Genomic DNA, 13,286 nt, shown 5'->3' with positions numbered 1-13,286 from the left:
ACCGCGGGAGAGACCGGCAGGGGTGGTGAGGGGGCGGTGAGGCAGCGCGGGGCCGCACCACCCCTGCTGTGATCGACTAGCGCGCGGAGCGGCCGAGCACCAGGTCGGCGGCCTTCTCGCCGATCATGATGCTGGGGGCGTTGGTGTTCCCGCTGGGCTCGTGCGGCATGACGGAGGCGTCGGCGACGCGGAGGTTCTGCACGCCGTGGACCCGCAGTTCCGGGTCGACGACGGACAGGGAGTCCAGACCCATCCGGGCGGTGCCGATCTGGTGGTGCCCGGAGACGACCGTGGCACGGACGTGGTCGCGCAGCTGGGCACGGGTCGCCGTCCCGGGACCGGGCAGCACCTCGCCGTCGTTCCATTCCTTGAGCGCGCCCTGTGCGGCGATGTCGCGGAGCATTTCGAGGTTGTCGACCAGCGTCTCCAGATCGCGCGGATCGGAGAACACCTTCGGGTCGAGGACCAGCGGGGCCGTCGGGTCGGTGGAGCGCAGCCGTACCTCGCCGCGGCTGTGCGGGTGCAGCAGCTGGCCCACGGCGGAGAAGCCGTGCTCCGGCAGGTCGGCTCCGGGTACGGGGTAGGCGAACGACAGGAAGAGCGGCTGGATGTCGGGCGCAGGCAGGCCCGGACGGGTCGAGGCGAAGTAGTGGGCCTCCAGGCCCTGTGCCGACCATGCCGGCAGCGGCTGCCTGGACTTCCAGACCAGCGGAGCCGACCAGTGGTCCTGCAGGTTCTGACCCACCCCCGGCAGGTCGTCCCGCACCCGCAGACCGAGGTCACGCAGGTGGTCGGCGGGGCCGATGCCCGACAGCATCAGCAGCTGAGGGGTGCCGAAGACGCCGCCGGAGAGGACCACGTCGTCCACGGCCCGGGCGATGCGCTCCTGGCCTTCGACGACGTAGGCGATGCCGGTCGCGCGGTCACCGTCGAACACGATGCGGGTCACGAGGGCGCCGGTGGTCACGGTGAGCAGGGGACTGTCCTGCACCGGGCGGCCGTAGGCTACCCACGTCGACTGGCGGCGGTGGTGCTTGATGGTGTGCTCGGTGTAGCTCACTCCGTACTGGTCGCCGCTGTTGTAGCTGTCGTTGAACGGCAGGCCGTACTGCTGGGCCGCCTCGACCCAGGACCGCACCAGTGCGTCGGGCCCGGGGTTGCGCTGGACGTGTAGCGGTCCGTCCGTTCCGCGTCCTCCTGCCGCACCTCCCTCGAAGGCCTCCAGACGGCGGAAGTAGGGCTCGACGTCCTGCCAGGACCAGCCCGCCGCGCCCTGGTACGCCCAGGAGTCGTAGTCCGCCGCGGCGCCCCGGACGTAGATCATGCCGTTGAACGAACTGGAACCGCCCAGTCCCTTGCCACGCGGCCAGGGGAGCCGGCGGCCGTCCGCGTAGGTCTGCGGCTCGGTCTGGAAAGCCCAGTCCCAGGCGCTGTTCCACAGCTGGATCGAGCCGGTGGGGTCGTGGATGGCCTCGGTGTCGTCCACGGGGCCCGCCTCCAGGAGGAGGACCCTGCGGCCCGCGTCCACCAGGCGCCGTGCGATCACCGCGCCAGCCGAACCGGCGCCCACGACGATGTTGTCGAACTCGTTGGTGCTCATTGCTGTCCTCTTGTTTCAGGTATGCCTGTCGGACCGGGTCAGGGAGCCGTCGGCCGGACCTGCCCGGGCGGCACGGCACCACTGGGTCCGTGCGGGGCGCGCGCCGCATCCGTCACGTGATCCGTCGCTCGGCCTGCGGTGGCCGGACCCGGTCGGAGACCCGACTACGGCCGGCCACGCCAGCGGAACGGCCGTTGCGGCGTCGGCTCAGATCTGACGGGCGATGTGCTCCGCCGCGGCGATGACCGTGAGGTTCGTGGCGGCGGAGGGGACGTCGGGGAAGATCGATGCGTCGACCACCCGCAGGCCGGGCACTCCGCGCACCGCGCCGAGCCGGTCAGTGACGGCCGCCGGGTCGCCCTCGCCTCCCATCGGAGCCGTGGACGTCGGGTGGTGGTACGTGTCCAGGGTGGTCAGTACGGAGGCCAGGATCTCGGTGTCGTCCTTCGCCTGAGGGCCCGGGTTGAGCTCACGCTTGACCAGCCCGGCCAGAGGTTCGGTGGCCCCGAGCCGGCGGGCGAGCTTGACGCCTTCGAGGAGCCGGCGGCGGTCCTCCGGTTCGGCGAGGAAGTTGAGGTCGATCCTGGGGGCCTCCGCCGGATCCCTGCTGACCAGGGTGAGGGTGCCACGGGAATGGGGGCGGACCAGGGCGACGGCGAGCACGAAGCCGACGCCGGTCGGGCTCGTGGAGTGGTCGAACAGGTGGGTGGCGGTGATGTGGAGATCCAGTTCGCCTTCGGCTGCGGTCGAGCTGGCCGTCCACGACTTGGCGCCGATCACAGGTGTCTGCTCGCCGATCAGGTCGGGATCGGCGGCGTAGGCGTTGTAGTAGAAGGGGTGGTCCTGGAGGTTCAGGCCCACCGGGAGATCGGCGATCAACGGGATGTCCAGCGCGCGCAGGTCGTCTGCCGGACCTATGCCGGATCGCAGCAGGATCGCCGCGCTGCCGTAGGCGCCCGCGCTGAGGATCACCTCGGCGGCGCGCAGCTCGGTGCCGTCGGCGAGGAGTACGCCCGTCGCCCTCCCGTCGTCGAAGAGCACGCGGTCGACGAGGACACCGGCACGGATCGTCAGGTTGGTCCGGGAACGGACTTCCTCGGTCAGGTAGGCCATGCCGGTGTTCACGCGCACGCCTTCGCGCACGTTCATCGGGTACGGTCCCACGCCGTGCGGGTCGGCGCCGTTGAAGTCGTCGGTGGGCCGGATGCCGTCGGCCAGCGCAGCGTCGACGAAGGCGCGCTGCATGGTGCTGAGGTCGTTGCGCGTGAGCTGGGAGACGGGGAGCGGACCCGAGCGGCCGTGCAGTTCGTCGTCGCCGGCTTCGGTGGCCTCCAGCGTCTTGAACGCGGGCAGGATGTCTCCGTAGGTCCATCCCTTGAGACCGCGCTCCGACCAGCGGGCGAAGTCCGAGGGCAGGGAACGCACCGCGACGGAGCCGTTCACGGCCGAGCTGCCGCCGAGGACCTTGCCGCGGAAGGCGTCGACGGGGTGGCCGATGAACCCGGGCTCGGACCGGTAGCCCCAGTCGTGCCCGGTCCAGCCGCCCAGCGTGCCGCTGTCGGCCACCCCCGCGGGGTAGGCGTCCGGTGCGTAGGCGGGGCCGGCTTCCAGCAGGAGCACGCGGCGGTCGGGGCTCTCGGTGAGACGTGTCGCGAGGACGGCTCCGGCGGAACCGCCCCCGACGACGATGGTGGTGAAGGCTGCGTCGTTCATGCCGACGACGCTAGGCAGGTGCGCGCGTCCCGGCATCGGTCACCGTATCCGTCAGGTGAGCGGCGATGGCTCCTGCCCTCACGCGATCATCCGCAGCCCGTTGTCGAAGTCCACACGGGCCAGCTCCGAGCGGGCCACCACCCCGAGTTTCGGGAACACGTTGGACAGGTGGTGGCCCACCGTGCGGGGGCTGATCAGCAGGTGGCAGGCGATCTCCTTGTTGGTGAGGCCCTCCGCGGCGAGTTTGGCCACCCGCAGCTCCTGAGGTGTCAGCACGGACTTCTCGGCCACGCCGGCCGGCCTCGGCTGGGCCCCGGTCAGCTCCAGTTCACTGCGTGCCCGTACGAGCATCGGCTGGGCGCCGAGCCGGGCGAAGGTCTCGGCGGCCTCGGCGAGATGCAGCCGTGCCTCGGTGCGCCGTTTCGCCCGGCGCAGCCACTCCCCGTAGAGCAGACGGGTGCGGGAGTGCCAGAACGGCCGGTCGGCGGCCCCGGGCACGCGGAGCGCCCGCTCGAAACACTCCTCCGCCCGGTCGCCGCTGAGCAACGCCGTGCTGCGGTGCGCCGCAGCAACGGCCCAGGGCACGCCCGCGCGCCGGGCCCAGGAACCGAGGATTTCGGCGGCGGCCTCGCCGACCGTTGGACGACCGGCCCGGACGGCCGCTTCCACCGTGTCGGCAGCGGCGAGCAGCGCGAAGGTGCCGTGGGCCGCGTCATGACCGGTTTCGGTCAGCCGGACCAGGAGTTCGAGCGCCTCCTCGGCGCGCCCGGCGAACAGGGCGGCCTGGCCCTGGTTCCAGTAGGCGGCGGCGGTCAGCGCACGCACGCGCCGTGGCACCGACAGCCGCAGGGTGACAGCGCTGAGTTCGGCGACCTCCTCCTCGTCACCGCTCAGCGCGGCCAGCCAGCCCAGGGAGTTGCGGCACTGCGAGGCGGCGTGGTCGGCTCCTATCTCCTCGGCCAGCCGCAGCGTCTCCGTGGCGCTGGCGCGGGCCTGGCTCCAGCGACCCGTGACGATGTCCAGGGTGGCTGTCTGCGGCACCGTCAGGACGAGGGCGTTCGTCGCGTCCGTACGACGCATCACCTCCAGTTTGCGGCCGAGCACGTCGGAGACCGCCCGCTCGGCACCCCACGCCGCGGCGAGCGGTGCGGGTGGCATCAGCCGCCATGACACGGTGCCGAGAGGAGCCGTGACATCCTCCGCGAAGGGCGGCACCGCTTCGGCCTCGCTCCACCACGGAGCGAGAGCGGACAGGACGCTCGCCTCCGGCGTGTCCGCCCCGCACGTCAGCTCCGACAACCGGCGCAAAGCCGCGGCTTGCCGGTCGGGGGATCCCGCGGCCCAGCCGGCCCGCACCGCCAGGCAGGCCAGTTCCATGGCCTTGGTACGGTCCGGCACCGAACTCGCGTCGCGCAGCAACAGCCGGTGCGCGACTTCCTGGTCGCCGTGAGCGAACTCGATGAGGCCGCTCAGACCGCCGCTGTCCTGCGCCACTGTCTGCGTGGGCGCCAGCCGGCCCGCCTGGTCCAGCAGATCCCGAGCCCTGGCCACCTGCCCGCACTCCCAGGCCGCGAGGGCCCCGAGTGACAGGCGGCGGGCCGCGTCAACGGGGTCGGGCGACAGCTCGGAGGCCCGGAGCAGTGCTCGGACGGCCGATGCGTTGCCGCCGGAGGCCGCGTCATGGCGTGCGGTGCGTTCCAGCAGTTCCGCCACCGCTTCGTCGGCCACGTCGGTGGCCGCTGCCAGGTGCCAGGCCCGCAGTCCCTCCTCGGTGGCGTCCCGCTCGAGTGCCTGGGCCAGGGCCCTGTGGGCCGCCTGGCGTTCGGCGAAGGAGGCCGCGTCGTACACGACGGCTCCGACCAGCGGTGCCTTGAACCGGAGCGAGGGGCCCTGGAGGGAGAGAAGCCCCGACCGCAGTACCTCGTCCCAGGCCGCCGCGCCGGCCCCGAGCGTCGCAGCCGCGGCGCGCACCAGGTGCTGATCGCCGCGGTCCTCCGCGGCCGCGACGAGCATCAGAGACCGCGCACCGGGGGAGAGTACCGAGGTGCGGCTTCCGAAGGCGCGGCGCAGTAGGGGGCCGACGGGAAGCCGCGCCCCCGGGCCGGCCGTGAGGGTCGGCAGTTCCCGGAGTGCCAGCGGGTTTCCGCAGGCGGCCGCGACGGTACGGCGCACGGCTTCCTCGGGTGCCGTCGGATGTTCGGTGCGGACCAGCCGCTTCGCGTCGGCGTCGCGGATCGGGGCCAGGCCGATCGCTCGCAGGCCCTCCCAGGGGCCTTCGGCCGCCGGATCGCTGTGGGCGGCGAGCAGCATGGCCACCCGTGATGTGTCCAGCCGTCGGGCGACGAAGGCCAGGCACGCCGCAGTCGGCTCGTCCAACTGGTCCGTGTCGTCCACGGTGATCAGCAAGGGTTCCTCAGCCGCGAGCTCGGTGAGCAAGGTGAGGGTCGCCACGCCGATCAGGAATTGGTCGGTCGCGTGCTGGGTGTGTCCCAGGGCCCCGTGAAGCGCGTCGGCCTGCGGCTTCGGAAGCGTGCCGATCCGGTCGACCAGTGGCCACAGCAGCCCGTGCAGGGCGGCGAAGGCCAGTCTGGACTCCATCCGGCTGCCCCGGCAACCCAGGACCGTGAAGCCGGCCGCTCGGGCGGCGGCGCACTCGAGCAACGCCGTCTTTCCGATGCCTGGATCTCCCCAGAGCACGAGGGCCGATCCGTTTCCCCGCCGTGCCTCCTCCAGGAGTCGGTCGAGCTCCTGCCGCTCTCGATCCCGTCCGTACAGATTCACTTCCGTGCTCCCCGCTTCTTCCCCGTACACCACACGTGCTTCCCCTCGCGAGCGAGGGGGATGTCGCAGTCAGATGCGACCGATACGGTGACCGATGCGCCCGTCCGGCCGGGCCGCCTACCGTCACCGCCATGAGCAGTCATTCCTTCGAAGACGGCGCCCGGCTCGCCGACCAAGTCGCCTCGGCGACAGGCGCCGATCCGAGCGACCGTCTCCTGCACACCCGAGGTGCCTGGGCGGCGGGTGCCTTCACTCCGTCGGAGATCGCCGCCTCCCTGAGTACGGCTGAGATCTTCGCCGTATCCAGCACTCCTGCCACGGTCCGCTTCTCCAGCACGCTCGGAGGCGCACACGGGCACGACGGGGACCCGTCGGACCACGGCATGGCCGCCCGGATCGGCGGCCTCGACCTCGTGATGTTCACTCTTCCGGTCTTCTTCGCACGCACCGGCGCGGACATGGTCGAGTTCCTCCGGGCCGCCAACTCCCCGGACCCGGCGACGGCCGTACCCGCGTACGTGGCCCGCCACCCCGAGGCGGCCGTCGCCCTCGACCTGGCCCAGCAGGCCCGCCCTGCCGCGAGTTTCACGGGCCTGACGTACCACTCGGTGCATGCGTTCGGTCTGCTGGACCCGACCGGTACGACCCTGTGGGCCCGGCTGAGCTGGCGGCCGCTCCGCGCGGCGCAGCCGCTGATCCCCGAGGAGTCCCGCAGCCGGCCGCGGGACTATCTCCGTGCCGGGCTGCACGCCGAACTGCCTGCTCGCTTCGACCTTGTGGCCCACCTTCCGGCCGCCCAGGACGAGGTCCACGACCCCACCCGTCTGTGGTCCTCGGAGCAGTCGGTGACGCTGGGCACCCTGACCCTCGAACGGGCGGAGGTCCCCGCCTCGGAGCTCGGTTTCGATCCGCTGCGCCTGCCGCAGGGCATCGCCGCCCCACTCGACCGGCTGGCGAGAGACCGCAGCGCCGCCTACCTGGCTGCGCAGCGCCGCCGACGCGGCTGAACCGATGAGCGACCCCTGCTGTACGACTCTCGTCGTACCGCTCCCTCATGGCCGTGGTCTCGGCCGACGATGTCGCAAGGTTCATGGGAGGACTCTCGCAGCCCGTTCTCAACGCGCTCTCAACGTCCTCCGAACAACGCTGTGTCGACGTGGGGTGACTCAGTCGACACGGGGCAGGTCTCGCAGGATCCTGTCGATCTCGGCGGTGAAGAGGGCCAGCCCTCGGGGCTCGGACAGCGCGCGAGCCTCCAGCAGGAGCTCGCGGGCTTGCCTGTGGTCGTCCTGGTCGGCGCGGGCACGGGCCAGGTCGATGAGGGCCGCGATCAGCTCGGTCACCGCCTCGCTGCCCCGCAGGTGGCCGACGGCCCGTTCCAGCAGGGGCAGGGTGCTGTCGTCACCTGACGTCAGCGCGACGGCCCGCCAGGCGCGACCGAGCGACACGGCGGTGTCCCATCTCTGTGCGAGCGCGAGTTCGGCCGCCGCCAGCTCCCTGGCGCGCTCGCGTTCACCGGTCTTGAGTAGTTCCATGGCGGCGGAGCTGCGCCAGGCGAGGTACCCGGGATTGTGCAGACCCCAGGCAGCGTTGCGACGACCACAGTCGACGAAACAGGCTGCCGCCTGGTGTGCCTGCCCGCGCGCGGAGTGGAGCAGGCCGCGTACCCACTTCACCACCGGCAGTTCCCACGTCTCGGTGTTGGCGTGCTCCGTCGCGCTGTCGAGCCACTTCTCGGCTTCGTCCGCCTGGCCGAGACCCAGGAGCGCCTGGGCGTACTGGGCGACCAGTGCGGCCGGGCGGCGCGGCACCTGCTCCAGGGACAGTCCGGCCACGGGGGCGCATGTCTCGAGGGCCCGCCGGTAGTCGCCGCCCCGCATGTGGACCTCGGAACGCATGATGCGTCGGTAGATGTCCATCGTCCCGAAGTAGCGGTCCTCGTGGAGATCGCTCAGCTGTCCGGCGAGAGCGAACTGCCCGGCCCATTTCGCGATGTGCGTCAGAATGCCCACCACTTCGCGCGGCAGTTTCTCCCACGCACCGTCCTGGTGGCACTCCGCGGGGAAACGGGACATCGCTTCCGCGGCGCTGTACCGCACCTGGTACGTGTCCTCCCAGGTGAGGACGGCGTTCGTCACCAGGTCGTCGGCCCGGTCCCCTGACGCTCGCGCCGCACGTAGCCGCTCGATATGTACGGCCCAGCTTTCGGGGGTCAGCGCGGCCACCATCCAGGCAGAGGCACGAGCGGCCTCCGCCGCGGCCGGATCGCGCGGTTCGGTTTCGGCGATCACTTCGTCCATGAGGGTGAGGGCGGCTCCGCCGCGACGGTTGGACGCCATCGTCCAGGCCAGGGGGATCAGCGCGGTCGGTGCCCTCCGCGCGGCACGTTGTTCCTCAAGTGCCTCGTGGAGATGGGTCAGCGAAGCGGTGGGGTTGACCCACAGCTCCAGCTGACCGAGCTGGACGAGCACGGCGGCGCGCTGGTCGTGGCCGGCGATGCGGAGCGCCGCCTGGAGGTGGTGGAGGGCCTCCCGGACCGCGTGCTGCCGAAGGCATTCGTCGGCCGCGTCCACCAGGACGGTCGTCCAGGAGGACCAGTGCGTGCCCGTCAGCGCGTCCAGGTACCGGGCGGCCTGCCGGGCGCTGTGCCCTGAGCTCAGGGAGTACCGCGCGGCTGCCACCCGAAGCCGGCTGTCCTCGTCCGGCGAACAGAGCCAGCGCAGGGTGTTGGGCACCAGGGGGTGCCGGAAGCGGGCGGGGTCGGCCGTGGACAGGATGCCGATCGCCGTCAGGCGTTCGCACCGGGCCTGAATCTCGGCCACAGCCTCCTTGCACACCTCCGCGAGTACGTGGGGCGTCGGCTGAAACTCGTGCAGGACCGCGATCGCTCGGAGCAACAGGGCACGGTCGTCCGTGTAGTTGTCCAGCATCAGCGCCATCGCCCGCTTGAAGCGGACGTCCGGGGTGTGCTCGGGCACACGCCGCAGGTCGGCATCGGGCAGGGCACACAGGTCCGCGATCAGCGCCACGACGAGCTTGGGGATACCGGCTGTCGCCTCATGGACACTCCGGGCGAACTCCTGCAGGTGAGGAGCGTCCACCCGAGCCGCCGCGAGCTCGGCGATCCCGGATCGGGTGAGCCTGCCGAGGTGCAGAGTCGCCGAGGAGACGTTTCCCAGGTCCAGAGTCCGCCGGTACGCCTCCGGGTCCCAGGGGCGGTCCTCCACCGCCAGCACCAGGAGGACGCGCGTGGCACGCAGCCGCTGTGCCACCAGCGTGAGGATCTGCATCGAGCGCTCGTCGATGCACAGGACATCGTCCACCAGGAGGACCAACGGGGCACCTGCGGCACTGTCGACCAGAAGGGCTGCCATTTGCTCTGCCAGCCGGTGATCCGTGACGCGGTCCTGAAGAGCGGACGAATCCACAAGATCGTCACCTGCTTTATGACCGAGACCGCCCAGAATCGCGTTGAGCAGCCCGAGAGGTACGTCCCCGACGGAAGGAGTCCTCGGCAGGTTGAGCCGCCGCGCAGCCGGTACCAGGCGAGCGGCTTCATCGAGGAAACGCGATTTGCCGTGCCCGTAGATGCCGGACACGAGGGCCAAGCCACCCTCGGCCGTTGCCGCTCGCTCGGCGAGCGTCACGATCGCGGCGAGCTGGTCCTCTCGCTCCACCAATGGAGTGGCCTCGGTGGAGGGCTTCGGTGCCGGCGGAAGCACAGCGGGAGCCATGGCGGTGACAGTGACGGGCGACGCCTCCTCGTACATGCCGGATGGCGGCCCGGACAGGATCCGGCTGTGGAGGGCGCGCAGCTCGGGGCCTGGGTCGACCCCTAGTTCGTCGATCAGGAGCCGCCGGGTCCGTGTGTAGACCTCCAGTGCGTCGGACTGGCGGCCGGCCAGGTGCAGTGCGCGCATCAAGAGGGCACGCGGGCGTTCGCGCAACGGGTGCTCGGCCGTCAGCACCCTCAGCCGGTCGATCACGGAGTCGTGCCGGGCGAGCGCGATCTCGATATCGAGACTGTCCTCCAGGACGGCCAGACGGCGCTCGGTCAAGGTCGCGCGCCACATGGCGGCATACGGGCCGGGTATACCTGCCAGGGGTTCGCCGCGGTACAGCCGCAGTGCTCGGTCGTAGAGCTGCTCGGCCTTCTGCCACTCGGAGTGCTCGCGTGCATGGTTGCCCTCGGCCACCATGTGCTCGAACTCGCCCAGGTCCGTCTGATCGTCCTCGATGCGCAGCTGGTAGCCGCCGTGTCCCGACAGCAGCACGGTACCGGCAGACCTCGGTCTTCGCTCCGGCTCCAGCACTCGGCGCAGTCCGGCCACATGCGTCTGGATCACCCCGACACCACTCGCCGGTGCGGAGTCCTCGTAGAGGGCGGCGAGCAGGCTCTGGGTGGACACCCACTGGCGGCGCCGGAACGCCAGCGCGCACAGCACCGCCCTGCGCTGAGGGGGCCCCAGAGGCAGTCGCCGGTCGCCCCGCAGAGCCTCGACACCACTGAGGAAGGTGAATCGCACCTCCGCGATCGACGAAGGGCTCTTCTCCGGCGAATCGCCCACACTATCCTCCGAAGCCATCCGATAAGCCAAGAGGCGCATCTTACCTGACGCACGCCACCTGACCTGGTCAGATGTCATCCCTGCAGAACGGTCGACGACGGCTCGACGGCCCTTTCGGAGCCCTGCGCCAGTACCGGAGGCGCGCGGTTGCCCGCCCTGTCCGCCGGGGGCGCGCAGTCGCTGAGGTGACCCCTTTGGTGTGGACGCTCGACAATGGATCTTGAGGGTCTGAGGAAAGGTGTCCTGGTGGGGCGTAGGTCTCCGTATCCGGAGGAGTTCAGGAACGACGCTGTGGTGTTGCATCGAGCCGCGGCCGGCAGGCCGGAAGATTTCAAGTCCAGTGAGACGGTCGTGACGCTATGAGGTCTGTGGTGCGGGTTCCCTGCGCTTGGAGGGTCGTTGATCCACGCTGTCTTCGGGATCTCGGGCGGTCTGGGGCGGCGGCCGAAGCGTTCGGGGTGGCGCGCGTAGGCCTCGGCGAGGGTGACGGCCCGCTGGTCAGGGATCTCCTCGGCGGTGCCGAAGTGGACGCTGGCGGGCGTGTGGAGTCCGACGCCCGAGTGCCGGTGCTCGTGGTTGTTTGTGTCCTGAACGCAAGGAGACGCTTTATGTAGGTGAAGCTAATTCTGCGGTGCTGTGCGAGAGATGAAGGAATCGTTGGCCCTTCGGAGCCGTCCTGCGGGGGAGGGTTCCAAACCACCTCATGCTGCGTCAGTTGAATGCTGTCGTGGTGAGCGATGAGGAAAAGGCGTCGTGAGAGGCGTCAGGTGGGGGTCGGGAAGACGAGCGCAAGCGAATCGCTGCGGACGTGTCGTAATGACTTAGATGACATCAAAACCGGGGTGTGCAACCAACTCCGGGATGAGCCTGGCGGGCACCCGTCTACTGGCCAGGTGGTGTCCGGCATATAGGCGACGTGAGCCCGGCCTGCCGCTCTCGCATGGAACAGGAGAAGGCGCGTCTCGATACGGCCCGTCACTTGTGGCGGGTGAAAGGGAGTGTCCCAAGCGGCAATCACCGCAAGGGATTGAGTACCGATGCGGGACGCGCTGGCGGACCGGCTCGTAGTAGTGGGGAAGCCTCTGTAATGGGGGTGGAGCGAAGGGGTCGGGTCGTTCGTGACTGTGTTGATCGTATCAACCGGGGTTTTCCCGGGAGGAGTTCGATGGGCCAGTTGAAGTCACAGGCCAAGCCGTTTGATATCTCGAAGTGGGAAGTAAAGGAGGCGTGGGAGGACGTCAGGGCGAATAAAGGCGCCCCCGGGGTGGACGGGCAGAGCATCGCCGATTTCGAGAAGGACCTGAAGAACAATTTGTATCGGGTTTGGAACCGCATGTCGTCGGGCTCATACTTTCCGCCTCCGGTGCGCATGGTGGAGATCCCTAAGCAGCAGGGAGGCGGCACGAGAATTCTAGGGATTCCGTCCGTCGCCGACCGCGTGGCGCAAACTGTGGTGGCCCGGCATCTGATGCGGAGAGTGGATTCTGTATTCCATCCAGACTCCTTCGGATACCGGCCCGGACGATCCGCACTGGACGCGGTCGAGCGGTGCAGGGAACGCTGCTGGAAGAAGGATTGGGTCATCGACCTCGATATCCAGAAGTTCTTCGACAGCGTGCCCTGGGACCTGCTCGTCAAGGCTGTGGAGGCTCACGCCGATGCCGTATGGGTGATTTTGTATGTCAAGCGGTGGCTCGCCGCCCCGCTTGAAGAGCCCGACGGCAGCCTGCTGACCCGGGAGAGGGGAACCCCGCAAGGCGCCCCGGTTTCTCCCGTTTTGGCGAACCTGTTCATGCACTACGCGTTCGATCTGTGGCTGGCGCGGGAGTTCCCGACGGTCTCTTTCGAACGGTATGCGGACGACGCCGTGATCCACTGCGTCTCCGAGCGGCAGGCCCGGCATGTGCTGACCTCGCTCACGGACAGGATGGAGGAGGTCGGGTTGCGACTGCATCCGGCCAAGACCCGGATCGTGTACTGCAAAGACGGTAAACGCCAAGGGGCCTACGAGCACACGGCGTTCACGTTCCTCGGATACACCTTCCGCGCCCGTAAGAACCGGAACAAGCGCGGCAGGCTGTTCCTGTCGTTCGACCCGGCGGTCAGCAAGGACGCCCTGAAGAAGATGAGCGCACAGGTCCGCTCCTGGCACCTGCACACGCGCTCGGACCTGTCCTTCCCCGAGCTCGCCCGCCGCATCAACCCGGTCGTGGCGGGCTGGATCAACTACTTCGGGCGGTTTCGCCCGATGGAGCTCGATCCCCTCCTCCAGCGCATCAATGCCTACCTGGTGCGCTGGATCCGCCAGAAGTACAAACGGTTCGCGGCCAAGCGGAAGGCCCTCGCGAAGCTGCGGGAGATCGCCCAGCGATACCCGCGGATGTTCGCGCACTGGCGTCACACCGCAAGGGCCGCCTCTGGCTGGTGATCAGAGCGACAAGAGCCGTGTAACGGGAGACTGTTACGCACGGATCTGTGAGAGCCGAGGGGTGAGACTCCCCTCGGCTACTCGGCAGTACGAGATGAAGGCGTCGAACCATTCGCGGGCGTGGGCCAGGGAGTCGAACCGCTCCGGGTAGTCGGACATGTACTTGGTGGTCTTGAACTGGGCCTCGCTGTAGGGG

6 protein-coding genes are annotated in these 13,286 nt (G+C 69.7%); 2 read left to right on the top strand and 4 right to left on the bottom strand.

Annotated elements, in window-relative coordinates:
• Positions 1–76 precede the first annotated feature (76 nt).
• The 3 genes from ACFW2Y_RS16380 to ACFW2Y_RS16370 form a co-directional block, all read right to left on the bottom strand.
• Complete coding sequence (locus ACFW2Y_RS16380) at positions 77–1,600, bottom strand: GMC family oxidoreductase (protein ID WP_384878839.1); 1,524 nt, start codon at positions 1,598–1,600, stop codon at positions 77–79.
• A gap of 207 nt (positions 1,601–1,807) precedes the next feature.
• Positions 1,808–3,313, bottom strand: coding sequence for a GMC family oxidoreductase (locus ACFW2Y_RS16375; RefSeq protein ID WP_384878837.1), 1,506 nt, complete (start codon positions 3,311–3,313; stop codon positions 1,808–1,810).
• A 78-nt stretch (positions 3,314–3,391) separates the two neighbouring features.
• Positions 3,392–6,094, bottom strand: a complete 2,703-nt coding sequence (locus ACFW2Y_RS16370) for an AAA family ATPase (RefSeq protein ID WP_384878835.1) — start codon at positions 6,092–6,094, stop codon at positions 3,392–3,394.
• Between the two features lie 131 nt (positions 6,095–6,225).
• Between ACFW2Y_RS16370 and ACFW2Y_RS16365 the strand changes: the two genes are divergently transcribed.
• A complete protein-coding gene (locus ACFW2Y_RS16365) occupies positions 6,226–7,101 on the top strand; it encodes a catalase (protein ID WP_384878833.1) in 876 nt (291 codons plus the stop codon).
• A 159-nt stretch (positions 7,102–7,260) separates the two neighbouring features.
• Here ACFW2Y_RS16365 and ACFW2Y_RS16360 read toward each other — a convergent pair whose 3' ends face one another.
• Entirely contained in the window at positions 7,261–10,662 is a 3,402-nt protein-coding gene (locus ACFW2Y_RS16360) for a BTAD domain-containing putative transcriptional regulator (protein ID WP_384878830.1), read from the bottom strand.
• 1,165 nt (positions 10,663–11,827) lie between these two features.
• Between ACFW2Y_RS16360 and ltrA the strand changes: the two genes are divergently transcribed.
• A complete protein-coding gene (ltrA, locus tag ACFW2Y_RS16355) occupies positions 11,828–13,090 on the top strand; it encodes a group II intron reverse transcriptase/maturase (RefSeq protein ID WP_384878828.1) in 1,263 nt (420 codons plus the stop codon).
• Positions 13,091–13,286: the final 196 nt, after the last annotated feature.

The organism is Streptomyces sp. NPDC058877, assembly GCF_042742855.1.
Taxonomy (GTDB): domain Bacteria; phylum Actinomycetota; class Actinomycetes; order Streptomycetales; family Streptomycetaceae; genus Streptomyces.
The sequence above is the reverse complement of the archived record's forward strand: the minus strand, read 5'-3'. Positions and strand labels throughout refer to the sequence as shown.

Bases quoted from the DNA above. Each gene is read 5' to 3' on its own strand.
- ACFW2Y_RS16380 (WP_384878839.1), bottom strand. From the start codon at position 1,600: ATGAGCACCAACGAGTTCGACAACATCGTCGTGGGCGCCGGTTCGGCT.
- ACFW2Y_RS16375 (WP_384878837.1), bottom strand. From the start codon at position 3,313: ATGAACGACGCAGCCTTCACCACCATCGTCGTCGGGGGCGGTTCCGCC.
- ACFW2Y_RS16365 (WP_384878833.1), top strand. From the start codon at position 6,226: ATGAGCAGTCATTCCTTCGAAGACGGCGCCCGGCTCGCCGACCAAGTC.
- ltrA (WP_384878828.1), top strand. From the start codon at position 11,828: ATGGGCCAGTTGAAGTCACAGGCCAAGCCGTTTGATATCTCGAAGTGG.